This is a genomic window from Tunturiibacter lichenicola, from assembly GCF_051013355.1.
In the GTDB taxonomy this organism is placed as follows: Bacteria; Acidobacteriota; Terriglobia; order Terriglobales; family Acidobacteriaceae; genus Edaphobacter; species Edaphobacter lichenicola_F.
Genome location: NZ_CP132944.1, coordinates 1,596,606 through 1,617,594, shown reverse-complemented (window position 1 = coordinate 1,617,594; position 20,989 = coordinate 1,596,606). Strand labels below are relative to the sequence as shown.

The window sequence follows — 20,989 nt, the reverse complement described above, 5'->3', positions numbered from 1 at the left end:
ATACCTATTCCAGTAAAGATAACCCCATCACGAGATAGCTCTGCTCAGCCAGGAATTCTTACAGGAATAAAAACTTTCTCTTGACATAGTATTCAAACGTTCTAATATTAGGCCCACCGAATAGATGAGTCATAGGTCCACCCGGATACTTCTTTAGCAATGCTGTTCTAGAACTGCCAGTTTATTCATCTCTGCGTGGTCTCGGAGGCATTTAACTTATGCGTTCCCATCGTTCTATCTGTTCGCCCAAATCCGAGTCGTTCGCCTTCTCTCACGCCCAACCCGTCATGACTTATAAGTCCACCGGCACATCAATCCGCAGTGTTATTCGCATCATGGTTGTGGCATTGCAGCTACTTGTGCCAAGCCTGCTCGTTGCGCAACAGTCGAGCGCGATCAACGGCGCGGTCACAGACCCAAGCGGCGCCGCAATTCAGAACGCCACTGTGACGCTCACCAACACTGGCCAGGGAACTCACATCGGCGCTGTTACCAATACGGCTGGAGAGTATTCAATTCCCGGCCTTGAAGCCGGTACCTACAACCTTGAGATCTCCGCCCAGGGGTTCCAGAAGTTCGCGGCTACCGGCATCATCGTTCGCGTAGCGCGCAACGAAAGAGTGGACGCGCAACTCACAATTGGAGCTACGGCCAGTGAAGTGAAGGTAAGCGGCAGCGACATGGGCGTCGTCCAGACGGAGTCGCCTGAGATCTCATTCACCATCACCGGCAAGCAGATCACGCAGCTGGTCTTGAACGGTCGCAACTTCAGCCAACTCGTAACCCTCTCTCCCGGTGTCGTCAACCAGACCGAGCAGGATGAGGGTGAAACCGGTGTTGCCGGCAGTGTCGAATACAGCATGAATGGGGGGCGTCCACAGTACAACAACTGGGAGCTCGACGGCGCGAGCATTATGGACAACGGAAGCAACTCCACGCTCAACGTTTATCCGAACGTTGATGCAATCGCCGAGACGCAGGTGCTCACCTCGAACTATGGAGCCCAATACGGACGAAACGCCTCCGGTACAGTGCAGGCTCAAACCAAGTCGGGAACCGACCGCCTGTATGGCGATGTATTCGAGTTTCTCCGCAACGACGTATTCAACGCGCGGAACTACTTTGCCCAGACAGTCCCGACCTACAAGAAGCACGATTACGGATTCACCATCGGTGGCCCGGTCTACATCCCCCACCTCTACACGCCAGCCGTCAAAAAGACCTTCTTCTTCTACTCACAGGAGTGGCGTCACGAAAACGTGCCAGGCACCTTCTTCAATCAGCAAGTCCCTTCCGATGCGGAGCGCACCGGCAACTTCTCTGATCTCTGTCCATCCTCCGGCAGCGCTGTCGACATAGCAGATTTTCCGGATTGCCCCGTCAATCCAGCAACCGGCTCATACTTTGCGAACAATCAGGTCCCGGTCGATCCCAACGGACAAGCGCTGCTCGTACTCATACCCGCGGCAAACAGCGGCTCCGGCACATCATCCTTCTTCCAGGCGTCTCCATCGCAACTGACTACGAACCGCGAAGAGCTCTTCCGTATCGATCAAGTCGTCAGCGAAAAACTTCGTGGCTTCTATCGCTTCATCTACGACTCATGGTCCACGACGAGCACACCTGCAACTTTTCAATCCGGCTCATTTCCCACCGTTCAGAATAGCTTCGCCGGCCCCGGCATCGACATGGTCGCCAGCCTCACCTATGCCGCCTCACCATCCCTCGTCAACGAGTTCGTTGCCGACTACACCACCGACCACATCACCCTCCTTAACACCACACCAAACATCGACCGTGGCAGCTTCGGCGGAAACGGCTTCTTTGACAATGGCTACGGCAATGTTTTGCCCTCGATCACAGTGACAGGAAACGCAGCATACGGCGGAGGATTCAACGAAACCACAGGCTTCTTCCCCTGGAAAAACTCGAACCCAACCTACAGCTATCGCGACGACCTCACCAAAACGCTCAAGCGGCACACGATGATCTTCGGCGTCAGCATGATTGCAGCTCAAAAGAACGAACCCTCAAGTGGCAACAATCAGGGAACCTTCAACTTCAATACTTCTGCAACGGCGGTAACCACGGGGAACGCATTTGCCGACCTGTTGACGGCGCAGATCGCTTCGTTCTCGCAGACCTCGGCTCAGCCGAAGTACTACAACCGATACAAAATCGTTGAACCTTACTTCCAGGACAACTGGCGCGTGAACGACAGACTGACGCTCAATCTTGGTCTCCGACTAAGCCTCTTCGGGACCTATCGCGACATCAGCAAACAGTCGGGAAACTTTGAACCAGGAGTTTGGAGCGCTTCGAACGCGCCACTGATCGATGTCGATGGCGTGAACCCATTGACGCAACAGCAGGTAGGAGCAATTGTGCCGGGTTCGGGCAACATCTTCAACGGCTTGGTGTCATGCGGCGTGAATGGTGCACCTCCGGGTTGTATGTCGGGACATCTCTTCAATCCAGCTCCTCGAGTCGGATTCGCGTATGACGTCTTCGGCAACGGAAAACTCTCTGTACGCGGCGGCTATGGCATCTTCTTCGAACACACGAACGGGAACGAAAGCAACTCCGAGGCGTTGGAGGGCTCTTCTCCGCTTGTGCAGACTCCTTTCAAATACAACTTCACCGGCTACGACAACGCCGGTGGAACACAGGTGCAGTTCCCGCTGAGCGTGTTCGCAATTCCAACCCACGCTGTTTGGCCGTATGTGCAACAGTTCAATCTGGCGGTTCAGGGAGAGTTACCCAGCCATACTGTGCTGCAGCTGGCCTACGTTGGGAGCCTCGGACGGCATCTCCCCACCTGGTATGACTTGAACCAGATCAGGCCGCTCACAGCCTCGGAGAATCCCTACGGCCCTGGCCAGGCTATCTCCGCTGACGATTGCGGCAGCATCACAGGCTCTTACGCTGCAGGCTATACCGGCGCAGTGAATGGTCAACCGATTGCGGGAAATGTCTTGAATCATCTCATCGTCGCTTGCGGTCTCTTTGATGGCGCTGCTCCATATCGTCCTTATACGGGCCTGGATGGAATTAACAACTCCACCAACGGCGTCAGTTCTAGCTACAACGCACTCCAGATCGGACTCACCCGATACTTCGGCGGCTTGAACGGCAGTGTGGCCTACACCTATAGCCATGCTATCGACGAGGGTTCGAGCGGAGGCTATGGCTCAACCGAGGTCATCAATAGCTACAATCTGGGGCAGAGCACTGCGAGTTCGAACTTCGACGAACGACACAATCTTGCTGTCAGTCTGGTCTATGACATTCCCCTCTTCGTCAAACCCGGACTCCTGCACTCGACTCTTGGTGGATGGCAGATCTCCGACCTAACTAGCTTCCAGACCGGCACACCCTTCAGCATCATCAACACGATCATCGCGGACAATGCTGGCACTGGAAATGCGTTTGCAACCAGCCAGGGCAACGCAGTTCAGTCCTATCCTGATATCGTCGGAAATATTCACGGCAAAGCTGCAATCCGGCATCCCGGCCTCCAGCCAGGGCCGCGGCTCTACAACAGCGATGCCTTCGCTGCTCCGCAGGGACTCACCTATGGCAACGCCGGGAGGAACGTTCTCAACCTTCCTGCGCATACTAACTTCGACATGGGCCTCTTCAAAAACTTTGCCGTTCACGAGGACATGCACTTCGAGTTCCGCGCCGAGGCCTTCAACATCTTCAACCACACGCAATGGAGCGCGATCAATGCAACCGCGGATTGCTACGATGGCTGTGCGACTGACGGATTCCTGACGGCGACCGCCGCGCACAACGCACGCATTCTGCAACTTGCCGCAAAGTTCGTCTTCTAAATCACCGAGCAGGGAAGAGAAGCTGTCCGCCGCCTTGTGTCCAGCCAGCTTCTCATCGCCCTCAATGCAAAAACAAAACGCGCGGCGGGTTTAGCGTTGCGATGTACGTCTGAATTTTGACGAAATACGCGAAGCAGATATTCCTGCACAAATCGGCGAAGCACAGCTAACCGAAAGAGCGATAGTATGTCCATCTAGGGAAACTCGTTACAACAACTCAATAGCTACCTGCTCTTCGGAGGCGATACGGAATGCCGTTTGCACGCAAGTTGTCAGTTGTCTTCCTCTCACTATTTCTAGCCGCAAACGCATCCACTCAGGCAGAGACTCCTCTATCCATCATGCCGCTCCCAGCCCATGCAGCCGCTGGCACCGGCAGCTTTTCCATCGATGCAAGCTTTCCGATCGTAATCGAGGGATACACCGAACCACGTCTCGGGCGTGCAAGGGAACGCTTCATCGCCAACCTCTCGAGCAGAACCGGAATTCCGCTTTGGGCAACACCCTCCGCGGGTCAGCCCCAGTTCATCATCAAAGCCTCTGGACCCAGCAAAGACGTTCAGCAACTCAGCGAAGACGAATCCTACCATCTTGAGGTAACGCCGAGCCGTGTACTCCTCACTGCGCCCAATCCACTTGGCATCCTACATGGCCTGCAAACTTTTCTCCAACTGGTCAACGTCACGCCACAAGGCTTCGCTGTTGCCTCAATAACGATTGATGACGCCCCACGATTCCCATGGCGCGGTCTCATGATCGACTCTGGTCGCCACTTCATGCCGCTCGACGTCATTCGCCAGACTTTGAACGGAATGGAAGCAGTAAAGTTGAATGTCTTTCACTGGCACCTCTCAGAAAACCAGGGATTCCGCATCGAGAGCAAGCTCTTTCCGCTCCTGCAACAAAAAGGATCAGACGGAGAGTACTACACCCAGGATCAGGTTCGCGAGACCATCGAGTTCGCTCGAGACCGCGGCATCCGCGTGATTCCAGAGTTCGACATGCCCGGTCACGCCACCTCTTGGTTCGTCGGGTATCCCGATCTCGCGAGTGGCAAAGGCCCCTATCTCATCGAACGAAAATGGGGCATCTTCGACCCGGCGATGGACCCCACACGTGAAAGTACGTACAAGTTCCTCGATCGCTTCATAGGCGAGATGACGGCTCTCTTTCCGGACGCGTACTTTCACATCGGCGGCGACGAATGCAACGGCAAAGAGTGGGACGCAAACCCTCGGATCCAACAATACATGCGTCAACACAGCCTGAAGGATGATGCCGCGCTACAGGCATACTTCACCGGACGTGTGCAGCAGTTGGTCGCGAAGCGCGGAAAAATCACAGTTGGTTGGGACGAAGTACTACAGCCCGATACACCAAAAGATGTTGTCATTCAATCATGGCGCGGTCAGGACTCGCTCGCCCAAGCTGCTCTTCGCGGCAATCGCGGTATCCTCTCTGCCGGCTACTACATCGACCTGAACCAACCTGCCTCTGAACACTACGCGGTCGACCCGCTCGCAGATGCAGCAGCAAAACTCACCCCGGAGCAGCAACGCAATATCCTGGGAGGAGAGGCAACGATGTGGAGTGAGTTTGTAACTCCTGAAAACATGGGAGGGCGCATCTGGCCACGCACCGCCGCCATCGCAGAGCGCCTCTGGTCGCCGAAAGAAGTAACGGATATCGACTCGATGTACCGTCGATTGGCAATCGTCGCGAACAACCTGACGTACAGCGGCCAAACTTACCAATCAACCACCGAGCAGATGCTTCAGCGCATGGCCGAAACCACCAACGTGGCTCCACTAAAGGTTTTGGCAAGCGCAGTCGAACCGCCGAAAGGATACGCTCGCGAATCCTTAGCCAGTTACACCAGCCTCACTCCCCTCAACAAGATGGTCGATGCGGTGTCTCCTGAGAGTGATCGAGCTCGCGAATTTCATCACTTCGCCACTTTGATTGCTACGGGACATGCGACCTCGGAAGAGTTAGAACAGGCACGCAGGTGGCTAATTCTCTGGCGAGACAATGATGCCGCACTACAACCAACGTTGCCACAGTCAGCATTAACCGCCGAACTCGAGCCCGTCTCACGGACCCTCAGTCAGACTGCTGTGATCGGCCTTTCAGCTCTCGATTCTCTCGAAAGCCACAAGCCAGTCAGTTCGCCTGTCCTCGAACAACAACTTTCGTTTTTGAAATCGGCGGAGGCTCCGCAGGCAGTTCTACTCGATATGGTGGTGCCGGCAGTAGAAGTACTCGTGCAGGCAACAAAGCCTTAAATTATCTCTACGTATTTCTTGAAGCGGTGGCGCACAAATGGTCTCTACAAGGATCGCGTTCGCCGCGATCTTTTAAAAATTGTCGCTGAACAGATTTCGAAATGGAATATTCCATAACTCACGCCCACGATAGTAGATACTTCGCAGGTGATAGCCAAGCTCGTCCTTTGGGCGACACTGATGGATCCATCGCCTTCGTCCGTGCTCTATTCGTCTTCGCAGGTCTGGAGTAAACTTCTCCCGCTTCTCCAAAGAATCGAGTACAGCCAACGTGCCCGTGAGAATAGCCTCCTGATCTCCAGAAACATTGGTAGAGTGGCGGCGGTATTCAAGGACGCAAACACTATGCTGAACGAAATCGTAGCGTCTGGCTAGTCGTAGCAGAAGCTCATAATCATCTGGAAAGTAACGTAAGTTGGGGTCATATAACCCAACCTCAACAAACGGTTTTCTACGAAGCATCATGGAACCTGGCGAGGCGATCGGATTATGCTCCAGAAGCATCAGGAAGTAGTTCTTTCTTGGTGCGCAGATTCGAGCCTTTCTCTTCTCGTGACCGTCCTTGTCGATGATGCGAACTGATCCGAAGCTGAGACACGCCGCCGGCGCATCAGCCAGGGCCGCGAGGTGAGCTTCAATCGCTCCGGGAAGCAGAACGTCGTCTCCATCGAGAAAAATTAAGTATTCGCCGGAGGAGTGGTTGAAACCAATGTTCCGCGCTCCCGGGCATCCCAGATTCTCGGTGCGTATCAGCTTTATTCCAGGGATGTTGTTTATTGCGCGATCGGGAGGTTCAGGAGATCCATCATCGACGACGATTATCTCTGTATTTGGATAACTCTGATTCTTCGCACTCCACACTGTCTCGGCGATGAACTTCTCGTGCATGTAATAAGGGATAATTATCGATACCAGAGGGTACTTATGGTTACCTTGGTTTCCCTCCGAGTAGTTACTGTGCACCGGCTTTAGCATCTTGCTCTTAACCCAGGTAATTCTGCAAAGTTTCTAGGTTCTGAACTAGCTCTTATCGGAAGTCAAATTCGCCGCGACATATGCAGGAGTACTTGTCTTAGCTTCAACCATTTGGCGCTCGTCACCGCCAATGGCTTCGCCCTCTAACTGCGAGACTGAATTGATAAGGTCGGACGCCACATCATGAACATCACTATCTGTCATAGTGTCGAACATCGGTAGTGTCAAGATCCGTTCTGAGATATTTTGAGTTACTTTCAAAGATGCGGCCACACCATATCTCGAAAAATACGGTTGCTCTGCTAAGTGAGGGCTAAAGTAGGTGCTTACGCCAATACCACGAGCGCGGAGCATTTCAACGATGGCCATTCGCATCGGCGTCAGCGACTCTCTTAGAAGCACGGATTGAAATGCAAAAGATTGCCGCTTCCCGCAACTCCCTTGTTGAGCCCATCCTGGAAGGTGACGACGATATGCCTCGGATAACAACCTTCGGTGCTCCACCACACCCTCAAACCTTTTCAGTTGCAATAAAGCCGTTAAAGCACTGACCTCGCTGAGCTTCCCGTTTAAACCAGGCAGTGTGGCAACCCTCGGAGCTTCAAAGCCAAACGAGCACATCGCTCGCATTCTCTTCACTCGGTCCACGTCAGCGCAATAAATTACGCCGCCTTCGCCAGTGGCGAATGTTTTCGTGGCGTGCATGGAAAAAACTACCGGCCACCGAAACCCGCTGCCAAAGCCTCTGCCATCGGCATCCAAAGCCCCAAGCGAGGCCGCTGCATCAACAACGATAGGTACGCCAAAACGTTCCGATAACTCGTCATACCGGCGCAGATCGAGATTATTTCCGAACGTAGCATAGGGTACGACGACGGCGATCTCATTTTGATGGCTCTTGAGTAACTCCTCTTCATGCTCAGCCGAGGGTAGCCACGTCTTTCTGTCGATGTCGCAAAAAAGCGGAGTAAGTCCGTTCCACAGTGCCGCATGTGCAACTGCCGCAAACGTGAAGGACGGCATCAGTGCATACCGTCTCTCTCTCGGCCGATCTTCGCCGAGCACCTGCCTCATCGCGACCATCAAACCGATCGTCGCATTGCACACAGTAAGACACTGGCCAGTGCCGAAGATAGTAACTGCGAGCTCCTGTTCGAACCGTTGATTTACCGGACCAAAGTTCGAAAATATGCCCGACTCTTCAATGTCTTTCAACTCTCGAAGATGCTCACTCAGGCGAGGTGGGTTAGGTCGAGTTACCGGAATATTTTTTATTGTCTTTGCCAACGTTGCCCCTGTCGAGTCAGACATCGAAACAACTACGCCAGCTTAGATTGATCTCGCTGACGTGCTTTCATCGCGCGCGATGTCAACAAGCAGTTGTCCGGTCTCTTCCCTGGTAGTTCCAGCCGCAATCTTAGACACTTCTCGCTCTCGCACAACCGCGTCAAGAATCTTCATTCCCAATTCATGTTGCCAGAGCCAGAGACTGTTCGCCTGTCCTCGAAAACTCTGCTCGCCACCTAAAGCGCCACTTGGTACGAAGCCCGACGCCAGCCCGATTCCGTAGAGACCCTCAATGGGATCTCCCTGTGCATCCAGTACGCGGCACTCATCATCCACCATAGGCTGCATCGCATCGCTCTCGGCCATCAACGAAATTGGCTCATCATCGTATCCGAGAACCGGAAGAGCGCGAGGCCGATAGCCTAGTCCAGCAAGAATGATGTCTGCCTGATCCAACAGACGGCGAGCCTCTTCAAAACTCTCCTCTTTCAGCTCAAACAGCCGCAAACGCGGCTCCGGTGGCCTGCCGGCGATTCCCCGAGCCCTCATGATCATCTCTCGCGTCTCAAGACGAAAGCCCGCGAGACGGTACACGCGTCCGCTTATCGGGCATATATCCTCCGGGCCAAACTCTGTATAGCCTTCCGCAAGTGCCTCGCTCGCAGTGGGATAAAAGATCCGTAGTGGACGCCTGTGCATCAGCACGACTGATCCCTCGCCGAAGTTCAGACCAGATTGATAAAGAATCATCGACGCTGCTGAACCCGCACTCGTAGAACCACCCACGACCACAACCTTGGCAGAGTCAATCCCTTTCAGTCGCGCCTGCAGTCTCGCCAGTCCATCCGTCGATAGGATCTCGCCGGACTGCATCAGCTTGTCCTTGTAAAGAGGCAGTAGAGGAACTCCGGCAACCTCTTCCTTGTACAGACGGCTGACAGGTTGACGAGCTCCCGTGGCCAGAATCACCGATCTGGATAACTCGTCTCTCTCAACTCCAGTCTGTTCACAACGGACCCTTGTGCTCCAAAGTTCAGGCCCAACCCGTTTGGTAAACAGCGCCCGATGCTGTCGTAGCACTGCTCCCCGCGCAGAGTTCTCCACCAGGCCACACATCGTCTCACCAATGAGAGAAAGAAAAGTTGCAGCCTGTCTCAGCGGGACGGACCCACCTACTGAGGCTGCAAGAACCTTTGTTGTGGGATGGTCTTGTAGCGCAGCTAGTTCAGGTTCTGTCGTACGCATGACCACATCCAGAAAAGCCTCCGCGGCGCTATCCGAACTGATCGAATACTGGCCCAAAGCTCCGGTACCTACCGTCCAGCCCTGTTCAACAACGGTTAGCCCACCGTTGAGAAACTCGGTAAGCCTGCCATCATAGGCCGCAGCAAACAGAGGCGCTAAACCGCCTGGCCCTGCACCAACAATTAAACAGTTTGAAGATCCCGAAGAATCAAGAGCCATGGCGAGACATCCTGGGCAGGGTTCAAAAAACGTCAATGTAGCGTTGCGAGAACATAACTCAGTCGGTCAGTACCACCACTTGCTCATCATCTGATCCTTGCGCCAATCTCGCCAGGCAAGGTTATGTCCTGAGAATCGACGTAATGATGTGCAGGAGATCTCTACATAGTGTTTACAAATAGATCAGTAGGTACATGAGTGCGAAGTGTCCCAGATATTCCGTCAGAAAAGACTGATCTTTCCAAAGCAGATTACCTCGAACGTTCTTATATCTTGAGCGCCAGCGAAACAAAACTCAACCCAAAATGTCGTTTTCCCGCTGTATTTTGATTTCTTTTGCTTCAATGTGCTTCAAGCTAAATTGAGCCGATGAAACAAAGAGCACACTAGACATGAAAATAAATAGCGGTATCAGCACGTAATCTCCGGGTAGTCCAACGAGAGGTACCTGGGTTGTACTTCGGTATTTGGCCAGAAAATTTGTAACCGAATCATTATGAAGCCGCTTAGGGCTCTTCAAAAATTTGCTGAACAGCAAATGCTGGCAGGGGCTCAGACGAGCAAGATGCGAGCGTCGTCCATAACCACGGGGTAGATTCACGCCGCATGGAGCGTCTAACGATCGGGATACCGCGCGGTGCGATCCCAACGGTAAATTCCGCGTCAGTAGCGCAGCGACCCAGTGCGGACGTAGACTATCCGCACTGGTTGGACCGCAGTTTGAAGCTAAACGCAATCAAGCAACGTCCAACATCCGAAAGGTTCCTCCATGGCAGATACTCCAAAAACCACGTTCTCCCGCCGCGGATTTCTCAAGGGTGCTGGCGTAACAGCTGCCACTACCGTCATTGAGTCTGCAAATGCGCTAGCGCGTGAGACCAAAGAAGCCTTACACGCCGACAGAACGCTAGGCCCGGATGCCCTCCCTGTCAAACTGCACATCAACGGGCATGAGCATTCCGTCACCATTGAACCCCGCTACACGCTTGCCGAAACTCTGCGCGACAATCTCGGCCTGACCGGAACTAAAGTTGTCTGCGACCGCGGCTCCTGTTCCGCATGTACAGTCTGGATCGACAACACCCCGGCACTCGCGTGCATGACCCTCGCTATCGACACAGTAGGCCGTCAGATCACCACGATCGAGGGCCTCTCTCACGGCGACACGATGCATCAGGTGCAAGCCGCCTTCGTAAAGCACGACGCCATGCAATGCGGTTTCTGCACACCCGGCATGGTCATGAGCTGCGCAGCGTTACTAGAGCGCAATCCAAACCCAAACCTCGACGACGTGAAGCACGCCATCAGCGGCAACCTGTGCCGCTGTGGAACTTACCCGAAGGTCTTCGCTGCGACGCTGGACGTTGCGCAGCAACGACACCAGTCAGCTGCTCTGGTCGCAATCGCCACGGAAAGGGTGGCCTGACATGTCATTCGACGCGAAGCCAAACACCGCCACCCGCACCGACTCCTTCGTCTGGGGCATCCCTCAAAGTGGCCTTCAGAAAAAAGAGCGAACCGTCCCAATCGACGAGCCGCCGCCGCTACCAGCCAACGCCGAACTCACTTATATCGGCAAGCCCACGCTCCGATACGACGGCCCCGCCAAAGCGATGGGCAAAGGCAAGTACACCGCAGACATCAACCTCCCCGGCATGCTCTACGCGCGCCTCATCGATGCGTCGATTCCTCACGGCCGCATCGTCTCCGTCGATACAACTGCGGCAGAAAAACTCCCCGGCGTACGCGCTGTCCACGTCATCGAGCACGTCTATGGCGTGGCCGAGCTCCGCGACCCCAAGCTCGAAACTCCATCACGCTATCCTGTCGTCCGCTATGCAGGTCAGCCGATTGCCGGCGTCGCTGCCGTCTCACAGCAAGTCGCCGACGACGCCGCAAAGCTCGTGAAGATCCAGTACGACACGATGCCATTTGTGGTGGACCGCTCGGCAGCTCGCGCAGAAAACGCGCCGGTAGTCTTTCCTGGACCGGCCGACGCCGCAGCCAGCGCAGGCGGCGGCGGTGGCCCTAAGGATGTCCCACAAACGGGCAATGTTCACGGGCCCCAACGTAAAACAGTCGGTGACATTCAAAAAGGTTTTATAGACGCCGACGTGATCGTCGAAGGCGAATACTTCACTCAGGTACAGACCCACTCCGCGCTCGAAACCCACGGCTTTGTCGTCGACTGGAAACCGGACGAGGTCACCGTCTACGCCTCAACTCAAGGCACATCCAGCGTTCGCGACGAGTTTGCAGAAGTCTTCAAACTGCCGAAAAGTAAAGTCCGCGTAATCACCGAATACATGGGCGGAGGTTTCGGTGCGAAGTTCGGAGCAGGCAATGAAGGCGTGGTCGCCGCGAATCTCTCGCGAAAAGCAAACGCGCCAGTAAAGCTCATGCTCGACCGTCGCCAGGAGCACATCGTCTCCAACAGGCCTGACTCTCATCAAAAGTTAAAGATCGGTGCAAAGCACGACGGCACTCTGACTGCAATTGAACTCACCAGCTACGGCACCGCCGGCGTAGGCACAGGAGCCGGAACCGCCGGCCCTGCAACCAACATGTACAAGTGCCCCAACCTCCTCACCGAGGAGTACGACGTCTTCATCAACGCCGGTCCTGGCGCAGCTTTCCGCGCACCCGGCCATCCCCAGGGCTGCTTCGCCTTCGAGCAAACCATCGACGACCTCGCAGTCAAGCTCAACATGGACCCGCTCACTCTCCGCGAGAAGATCGACGAAAGCCCCGCACGCAAAGCCGAGCGTCAGGTCATCCTCGAACGAACCAACTGGCGAAATCGGCGCCCCGCCGGCTCTGACACAGGTCCGATCAAACGCGGCATGGGCATCGCGCAATCCGTCTGGTATCGCTTCGTCAGTATGAACTCATCGTGCGAGATCCGCGTCTCACGCGATGGCTCCGTTGAACTGATGTCCGCAGTCCAAGATCTCGGAACAGGTACGAAGACCCTACTCGCCATCATCGTTGCTGAAGAGTTCGGCATCCCTCCCGCCAACGTCGTTATTCGCATCGGTGACACACGTTTTCCAATCGGCCCAGACTCCGGAGGCAGCGTTACCGCCGGTTCCATCACGCCTGCGGTGCGCAACGCGTCGTATCAGGCGAAGCAAAAACTATTCGCCGCAGTTGCCCCGCACTTCGGCACCACAGCAGACAACTTCGCACTCCACGACGGTCGCATCGTCTTCAAAGATGATCCGTCTCGCTCCTACACACTCAAGCAGATCACAGCAAAGCTCCCCACCGCAGAGATCTCGGCTCAGGCAACACGCGTCCCCGAATACTCCAAAGAACGCCTCACCTACGGTGGAGTAGACTACGTCGAACTAGCGGTAGATACCGAAACGGGCCGCGTGCACATCGAAAATGTCTTCGGCGCACACGATTGCGGCCGCCCAATTAACCCGACCGGAGTCATCAGCCAGATCAACGGAGGCATCCTCCAGGGAATCTCCTACGCACTCTTCGAGCAACGCATCATGGACCGCAACGCCGGTTACATGCTCAACGCAAACCTTGAAAACTACAAGATCCTCGGCGCCCGCGAGGTGCCGCAGATCGACATCGTCCTCGTCGAAAACTACATCGCGCAAAGCTCTACTGACGCTGCAGGCATTGGCGAATCGGCAGGTATCATCACACTCGCCGCCGCCATCGGCAACGCGTTCTACAACGCAACCGGAGTGCGCATGCGAAAGATTCCGATGACCCCTGCAAACGTACTCAGCGCACTCGGAAAGATACAGGAGGTGCAGGCATGAACAAGTTTGCGTTTGTCGATTGCGTAACTGTCGATGAAGCTCTCGGCCAGCTCGGCGAAGGTGCCACAATCAAAGCCGGTGGTATTGACCTCATCGATCTCATGAAGGACGAGATCGTGTCGCCCTCCAAGCTCGTCAATATTCGCAACGTAGACAGCCTGCGCGGCATCACCGTCACGCAGGATGGCCTCCGCCTCGGACCTCTCTCCACCCTCAGCGAGATCGCTGCCCACGCACAGATTCAGAAGACCTACACAGCGCTGTCTGACGCTGCCGGTCACGCGGCAACTCCGCAGGTGCGGAACATGGCAACGCTCGGCGGCAACATCATGCAGCGTCCTCGTTGCTGGTACTTCCGCTCCACCGACTTCGACTGCAAAAAGAAGAGCGGCGCCAGCGACGACTGTCACGCTCACACTGGCGAGAACCAGTATCACGCCATCATCAACAACGACGTCTGCGCCATGGTCCACCCCTCATCCACTGCCGTGCCTCTGCTCGCGATGAACGCTCAGGTAGAGCTAACCTCGAAGCGAGGCAAGCGCACTGTAGCCATGACTGATTTCTACGTCCCACCCGAGAAGAGCCTCACCAACGAAACCATCGTGCAACCGGGCGAGATCATCACGGCCGTCTTCGTACCAACGCCCGATCCGGGCACTCGATCTGCCTATCAGAAGTACGGTGAGAAGGAGAGCTTCGACTGGCCGCTTGCCGATGCTGGCGTAGTCCTCGTCATGGACGGCAATCAATGCCGCAAGGCGTCGATCGTTCTCGGCGTCGCCGCTCCCACTCCCATCCGCTCCGCTGCAGCAGAGGCCGTACTCACCGGCAAAACAATCGATGAAGCGACCGCCCGCGCCGCCGCGGCTGCCGCCATGCAATCCGCCACGCCGCTTTCGCAGAACGGATTCAAGACACAGCTCTTCCAAACAGCCATCTACCGCACTGTCCTGCTAGCAGCCGGGCAGATGCAGCGCGATCCAAGCGCGATAGGCTAAGGAGAATTCGATATGACGACAACCCTTGTCCAGCTCCGATGCTCCTCACTCCGCAGCAAGTCTTCCTACGGAGCCTTCGGTGATTTCGCCGAAGAGCACGCCGAGCTCCTCGGTGCCACCACCGCCTACTGGTGTCTCAAGACCATGGGCAAGGCCGGCCCCGACGATCACTACGTTCACCGCTCCATCTGCACGCAGGGGCGATCCTGCTGGGAAGGCTGCGACGATAACGAAAGCTAAGCCCTGTCAGGCCATAGTCTGACAGCGACTGTCATGATCCCCGCGTGACATGTTTCGCCAAACATCCACCACGCGTCCCGAAGAAATCACGAGAGTCCCCACGGACAACTTGGTGCGCACAAGGCTAAATCTGCATCCAATGGACTGAGTGACCAGAATGAACGAAGAAAACCTCAAAGAAAGACTTGCCTATTTTCAGCAGAGGCTCGAAGAAGCCAAGCGCAGACACTCGGCCAAGGAGCCCCACCCGAGAAACTTCGACGCTGGCTACACGACTGACACCTTTAAGACCTGGGGCGAGTCGATCGCGCTGATAAACGAACGCCTCACAAGTATTAACAATCAATTAAAAACCGCGACCCGAGCATCAGCTCCAACTCAAAATAGCGTCCAAACAGGCCTATAACGCCACTTCGATCGATCAGAATCGCCTAAAGAGAAGCTCACGACGCGAGTCACAGACGATAGGCAACTCTCACGAGCCTTTACTAATCAGATAACATAACAACTGTAAAACTTTCTCGTGAGGAGACAACATGATCGAACAAGCCTCTTCCGGGCATCCGCAGAGACTCAAGATGGATGGTTCATCTGACTCAATCTGCTTGAATTGCTTGGGTACCATCACCGCAAACGACAGAGCCAATCAGCCTGAAGCCGATTCGCACCACATCTGCCACCCCTCCTTTACCGCCAGCCGTAGTTCCGCGTTGCAACGTCCCCAGGGCAGCCACTAAACTCCGAAATGGTGGCGCATTTTTCACCCTCTAAAAAGCGGCCACCAATTCACCATCTTTACCACGCATCTCACCACGAATTGACCATCGAAACACCACGTTCAGGCACCGGATTCTATCAAAAACCCCCTGTAAAACTCTACAAACCCACCGCGAATTAAATTCCCAAATCGCGCACTGTTTCTCAGTGCGATAAAGGCTCCTCCCAACAAGTGGCTCCGTGTACCGCACCTCGTCGTGCGGCTCAAAAATCACGCGTTCAGCCAATATAAGAACCACAAAAAATCATCGCCGCGTGCGTCGCTTAGTCGCCACCAATCAGCATCGCGGTATAGCATCAGGACGTGAATCTCCCCGTAAATCCGCCGATTCCGCCCATGCTCGCCAAGAGAATCAACGATCTACCCCCCGGCGACACGTGGCTCTTCGAACCAAAGTGGGACGGCTTCCGCGCGCTGTTCTTTCGCGACGGCGACGAAATTTTAATCCAGAGTCGCGACCAAAAGCCGCTGAACCGATACTTCCCCGAACTAGTCGAAACCCTGAAATTACAGCTCCCCCAACGCTGCGTCCTCGATGGTGAAATCGTCATCGCCGGCAGCGATGGCCTCGACTTCGAAAGGCTTCAACTGCGCATTCATCCCGCCACATCAAGAGTAAAGTTACTCTCTCAGGAGAGCCCAGCATCCATAGTCTTCTTCGATCTTCTCTGCGAAGGCGACGAGGATCTCCGCAACGAACCATTCCGAACCCGCCGCAACAAACTGGAAGCGATGTTGTTCGCCGCAACACCGCCGCTGCACGTAACACCTGCAACAAACGAAAGAGCCACGGCGACAGACTGGTTCCGTCGCTTCGAAGGCGCAGGCCTCGACGGACTAATTGCAAAATCCGTCACAGGCACCTACGAGCCCGACAAGCGCGCGATGCTAAAGATCAAACACGAACGCGATTGCGACTGCGTCGTTGCTGGCTTCCGATGGCACAAGAACGGCGACCGCACCGCTATCGGCTCCTTACTGTTAGGCCTATTCGACGAATCTGGCGAGTTACAGCACGTCGGTGTCTGCGCAAGCTTCACGCAACAAAAGCGTCTCGAACTCGTGGAGTTTCTATCGCCTTACCGCAAAGACGCACTGACCAATCATCCCTGGAGCCGATGGAAGGGAAGCGAAACCGACAGCGCCGGCGGCGGCCAACGAATGCCAGGCGGCCAGAGCCGATGGAGCCAAGGAAAAGATCTTTCCTGGGAGCCTCTACGCCCCGAGCTAGTTGTCGAAGTGGCCTACGAACACATGCAGGGGAGCCGCTTTCGTCACATGGCCCAATTTCGAAGATGGCGCACCGACAAAAATCCCAGCGACTGCACTTACGCGCAACTTGAGGTCGTTCCACCGCAGGAGTTGATGGAGATCTTCACCAGCAAGCGCTAGCGCTGATGAAAGCTCTCACTTCTTCGACCGTTTTGCGCGCCACTCACGCGTCGGATCATCATCCGGATCAGGAGCCTCCACCGGACGCATCTCTTCAGGGATATTGCGCAAGTTCACTCGAATTCGCGTCCAAGTGGACGACCTCCCGCGCATCGCATCAACCAGCACGTCGTCCACGGCCAACAACTGCGCCACATCAGCGTATTTCACCTTCCAACGTTCAAGACCCGCCAACGCCGCCTCCTTATCCGGAGAGTTAGCCACCACCACAAGCGGCATCTTTATTCGCGTAGTCTTTGCAGCAGACTTTGTCCGCGAAGTAGCAGATTTCGCTCGCGACGGAACGACACGCGCAGCCTCGCCCTCCATCTTCCGAAAGTGCGGCGGCCACGGTGCATCTGCCAATCCTGCAGCCTCATCTCTAGCAGCTAGCTCCAGCAATCCCTCAAGCGAGCCCGCTCCTGCATCCATGTCGACGTGCGGATCTCCAATCTCAGCAAAACGTTTCGGAACGGTCAGCACCGTAAAGTCGGCCGGCTCGCAATCGGGAACCTCCTCCCAGCGAAGCGGCGTCGACACACGAGCATCCGGCAACGGTCGCACCGAGTACGCCGAACAAGTCGTGCGATCTTTCGCATTCTGGTTGTAGTCCAGAAACACGCCATGCCGCTCCTCCTTCCACCACTTCGAAGTAGCCGCATCAGGCACTCTGCGCTCCACTGCACGCGACAACGCCAGCGCAGCACGCCGCACCTCCGTAAAGCTCCAGCGAGGATGTATCCGAACGTTGACATGCATGCCACGCGAGCCGCTCGTCTTCGGCCAGCCCTTCAGCCCAACCTCTTCAAGAACCGACTTCACCTCAAGCGCAACACGCCGCACGTCAGACCAACCAACTCCCGGACCCGGATCCAGATCGACGCGCAGCTCATTCGGGTGCTCAAGATCAGCCGACCTCACCGGATGAGGATGCAACTCAATGCATCCCAGGTTAACGATCCAGGCCAGTCCGTCTGCTTCATCAACTACCAACTCCTCAGCGGTACGTCCCGACGGAAACGAAAGCGTAACCGTGCGAATCCACGCAGGCCGCTCGGAAGGCGCACGCTTCTGATAAAAAGCTTCGCCTTCAGCACCATGCACGAAACGCTTCAACACAATAGGACGATCGCGAATCCCGACCAGCGCTCCCGGTGCAACCGCAAGATAGTAGCGCACGAGATCAAGCTTGGTGAGCTGTGTCTGCTTGGAGAAGTAAAGCTTGTGCGGATGCGTAATTCGAACTTCATGCCCCTCAACCGAGAGGATCTCTACATCGTCATCGACGTTATTCTTCGCCATAGCGCACAAGCCTCTTTACCGCAGAAGATGAGTGGCATACGTGCTCTCATTGCAGGAAGCGATGACACGAAGACGACATCTTTCCTGCAATCGAATCGGACGAAAAGGTAACTCCTCGCTCGCCCGCCTCCCACCAGATGTACTGCCCGGCAGCGTACCGTGCGCCAGAGCCCGAAACAACACTAGCAAAGATCACAGAGTTTCCGCTTACAGGAACGACTGCAAGACTGTTTCCCGCTCCGTTTAAATACTCGACCGAAAACACGCCATCAGGCAGCCCCATCTTGGTTCCTTGCGCATCGCACTTGTACTTCATCGTGCTTCGCGAGATCTCCTGCGAGCCATTCAAGTGAATCGTCACATCGGTCGCGTCCGCAAAAACGCTGCAACCTAAAACACTAACCACCGTCAGAACCTGCCTCCAGCGTCTTTGCATACCCTCGCCTCCTTGAGAAGCTCACGCAGCGCAGTGAAGCAAATCTGCCTCTGCCGTTGCTGTTTTCTTGGATGTCATCCAGCAGCGTCCCGAAGGAGAATCTGCGTTTGTTGTTGCTTGTTCTCTTGGTTGTCATTCCGCAGCGTAGCGGAGGAATCTGCTTTATTCACCCCGACACTTTCAAGTGCGAACATCATAACTTCATCAACTCGCGTGGTTGATAAGGTGCAAGCAACTCGAAAAGTTGTCAAGCCCATAATCCACGTAACCGTCAAAGAATCAATAAGATGTCCGTGGCGCATAAGTTATAGCCAAATAGCTATACTTGATACAAGAAGCAAGAAAGCCCCGCTCAACTGCACGGGGCTAAGTCATTTAAGTAAGCAGATTTGTACGCTAACCCTTTTATTATCACATTTTTACCTCTAACTTATTTGGAATGAATATTTTGCAGACACGTAAAATGCTAAAGCGCAGATATAAAATAATTTAGCTGGTACCACCCGGGGGGTGGGGTACTAGCTGACCCTGACACGTGTGCAGCGGCACACTGATACGATAATTCTCTCAACGGAGGCCTCGAATGTCCGCGACATCTACCCTTACCCAGCCGCTTCCCTCCGACCGTAAGCTTCGCGAAGTCCCCCACTGGGTCAACGGCCAGACGTTACCAGGAAAATCCGGACGCTTCGGCGACGTCTTCAATCCCGCCACTGGCGAGGTGCAGGCAAGGGTCGCATTGGCAACAGCTGTGGAAGTAGATGCGGCAGTAGCCGCGGCAGCCACGGCATTCCCTGCATGGTCTGCACAGCCAGCCCTGCGCAGAGCCCGAGTCCTCTTCCGCTTCCGTGAGATCTTCGAGCGTCGCCTCGACGAGGTGGCAGCGATCCTCACCAGCGAGCACGGCAAAGTCTTCTCCGACGCAAAGGGCGAAGCCACCCGCGGTCTTGAAGTAGTCGAGTTCGCGACCGGCATCCCCCAGCTTCTCAAAGGCGAGTTCACCGAACAGGTCGGATCCGACATCGACAGCTGGTCCATGCGCCAGCCCCTCGGCGTCGTAGCGGGAATAACTCCATTCAACTTCCCGGCCATGGTGCCCATGTGGATGTTCCCCATCGCCCTCGCCTGCGGCAACACCTTCGTCCTCAAGCCCAGCGAGCGCGACCCAAGCGCCTCACTCCTTCTCGCCGAGATGCTCAAGGAAGCCGGTCTCCCCGATGGTGTCTTCAACGTAGTTCACGGCGACAAAGTCGCAGTCGACGCACTTCTAGCCCATCCAACCATCCAGGCTGTCAGCTTCGTCGGTTCGACACCCATCGCCGAGTACGTCTACCGCGAAGGAACCAAGCACGGCAAACGTGTCCAGGCACTCGGCGGCGCCAAGAACCACATGATCGTGATGCCGGACGCCGACCTCGATCAGGCCGCTGACGCTCTCGTCGGTGCAGCGTATGGCTCGGCGGGCGAACGATGCATGGCCATCTCGGTAGCCGTAACAGTCGGCAGCGCTACCGCAGATACTTTGGTGGGGAAGATCGAAAAGCGCATCCAGAACCTCCAGATGGGCGACGGCATGAAGGAAGGTGCCGAACTAGGGCCCCTGGTCACAAAAGCACATCTTGATCGCGTCACCAGCTACGTTCAACATGGCGAGTCCGAAGGCGCCCAGCTAGTCGTTGACGGCCGCAAGCACGCCTTAACCGACGAGCCCAGCAAAAACGGCTTCTTCCTCGGCGCCTGCCTCTTCGACCACGTTAAACCGGAGATGAAGATCTACCGTGAAGAGATCTTCGGCCCTGTTCTTGGCATCGTCCGCGCAAACAACTTCGAAGCAGCACTGCAACTAATCAATGAGCACGAGTACGGCAACGGAACCTCCATCTTCACCCGCGATGGCGACACTGCCCGCGACTTCGCTCATCGAGTGCAGGCCGGCATGGTCGGGGTCAACGTTCCCATCCCCGTGCCAATGGCCTTCCACAGCTTCGGCGGTTGGAAGCGCTCTCTATTCGGCGATCACTCTGTGCACGGCCCCGAGGGCGTCCGCTTCTACACGCGATTGAAGACCGTCACATCGCGCTGGCCCACAGGAATCCGCAAGGGAGTTGACACGTCAATGCCAACTCTAGGCTGAGCTATCGTCGTTTTCTCACGAAAGAGGATCTATTA

At 55.5% G+C, this 20,989-nt stretch carries 14 protein-coding genes; 9 read left to right on the top strand and 5 right to left on the bottom strand.

Translation table 11 applies throughout. The annotated features are described in order from the left end of the window. The first annotated feature begins 218 nt into the window (after positions 1-218). On the top strand, positions 219-3,836 hold the full coding sequence (locus tag RBB82_RS06915) for a carboxypeptidase regulatory-like domain-containing protein (RefSeq protein ID WP_433974389.1): 3,618 nt from the start codon (positions 219-221) through the stop codon (positions 3,834-3,836). A 251-nt stretch (positions 3,837-4,087) separates the two neighbouring features. Further along, positions 4,088-6,121, top strand: coding sequence for a beta-N-acetylhexosaminidase (locus tag RBB82_RS06910; RefSeq protein WP_433974388.1), 2,034 nt, complete (start codon positions 4,088-4,090; stop codon positions 6,119-6,121). Positions 6,122-6,193: 72 nt separating this feature from the next. On the opposite strand, the gene RBB82_RS06905 is transcribed toward RBB82_RS06910, so the two are convergent. Genes RBB82_RS06905 through RBB82_RS06895 form a run of 3 tightly spaced genes read right to left on the bottom strand, consistent with a single transcriptional unit; the run spans position 6,194 to position 9,847 of the window. Then, positions 6,194-7,096 carry a glycosyltransferase family 2 protein gene (locus RBB82_RS06905; RefSeq protein ID WP_433974387.1) on the bottom strand — a complete coding sequence of 301 codons (903 nt, stop codon included), beginning with the start codon at positions 7,094-7,096 and terminating at the stop codon, positions 6,194-6,196. 45 nt (positions 7,097-7,141) lie between these two features. After that, entirely contained in the window at positions 7,142-8,383 is a 1,242-nt protein-coding gene (locus RBB82_RS06900; RefSeq protein ID WP_433974386.1) for a DegT/DnrJ/EryC1/StrS family aminotransferase, read from the bottom strand. 42 nt (positions 8,384-8,425) lie between these two features. Then, positions 8,426-9,847, bottom strand: a complete 1,422-nt coding sequence (locus RBB82_RS06895) for a hypothetical protein (RefSeq protein WP_433974385.1) — start codon at positions 9,845-9,847, stop codon at positions 8,426-8,428. 769 nt (positions 9,848-10,616) lie between these two features. Here RBB82_RS06895 and RBB82_RS06890 point away from each other — a divergent pair. From RBB82_RS06890 to RBB82_RS06865, 6 genes are all read left to right on the top strand, one after another. Further along, entirely contained in the window at positions 10,617-11,273 is a 657-nt protein-coding gene (locus RBB82_RS06890; protein WP_433974384.1) for a (2Fe-2S)-binding protein, read from the top strand. A gap of 1 nt (position 11,274) precedes the next feature. After that, a complete protein-coding gene (locus tag RBB82_RS06885) occupies positions 11,275-13,632 on the top strand; it encodes a xanthine dehydrogenase family protein molybdopterin-binding subunit (protein ID WP_433974383.1) in 2,358 nt (785 codons plus the stop codon). Continuing rightward, positions 13,629-14,633 carry an FAD binding domain-containing protein gene (locus RBB82_RS06880; protein WP_433974382.1) on the top strand — a complete coding sequence of 335 codons (1,005 nt, stop codon included), beginning with the start codon at positions 13,629-13,631 and terminating at the stop codon, positions 14,631-14,633. Before RBB82_RS06885 ends, RBB82_RS06880 begins: the two co-directional genes overlap by 4 nt. 12 nt (positions 14,634-14,645) lie before the next feature. Next, complete coding sequence (locus tag RBB82_RS06875) at positions 14,646-14,873, top strand: hypothetical protein (protein ID WP_433974381.1); 228 nt, start codon at positions 14,646-14,648, stop codon at positions 14,871-14,873. A 157-nt stretch (positions 14,874-15,030) separates the two neighbouring features. Next, positions 15,031-15,279, top strand: a complete 249-nt coding sequence (locus tag RBB82_RS06870) for a hypothetical protein (RefSeq protein ID WP_433974380.1) — start codon at positions 15,031-15,033, stop codon at positions 15,277-15,279. Positions 15,280-15,954: 675 nt separating this feature from the next. Next, entirely contained in the window at positions 15,955-17,043 is a 1,089-nt protein-coding gene (locus tag RBB82_RS06865) for an ATP-dependent DNA ligase (RefSeq protein WP_433974379.1), read from the top strand. A gap of 15 nt (positions 17,044-17,058) precedes the next feature. Here the strand turns inward: RBB82_RS06865 and ligD are convergent, their stop codons facing one another. Both ligD and RBB82_RS06855 read right to left on the bottom strand, forming a co-directional pair. Beyond that, complete coding sequence (gene ligD / locus RBB82_RS06860; protein WP_433974378.1) at positions 17,059-18,384, bottom strand: non-homologous end-joining DNA ligase; 1,326 nt, start codon at positions 18,382-18,384, stop codon at positions 17,059-17,061. Positions 18,385-18,430: 46 nt separating this feature from the next. Further along, the gene (locus RBB82_RS06855; protein ID WP_433974377.1) at positions 18,431-18,820 is read right to left on the bottom strand and encodes an MliC family protein; all 390 of its coding nucleotides are present in this window, start codon (positions 18,818-18,820) and stop codon (positions 18,431-18,433) included. Between the two features lie 583 nt (positions 18,821-19,403). On the opposite strand from RBB82_RS06855, the gene RBB82_RS06850 reads away from it, so the two are divergent. After that, positions 19,404-20,954, top strand: a complete 1,551-nt coding sequence (locus RBB82_RS06850) for a CoA-acylating methylmalonate-semialdehyde dehydrogenase (protein ID WP_433974376.1) — start codon at positions 19,404-19,406, stop codon at positions 20,952-20,954. Positions 20,955-20,989: the final 35 nt, after the last annotated feature.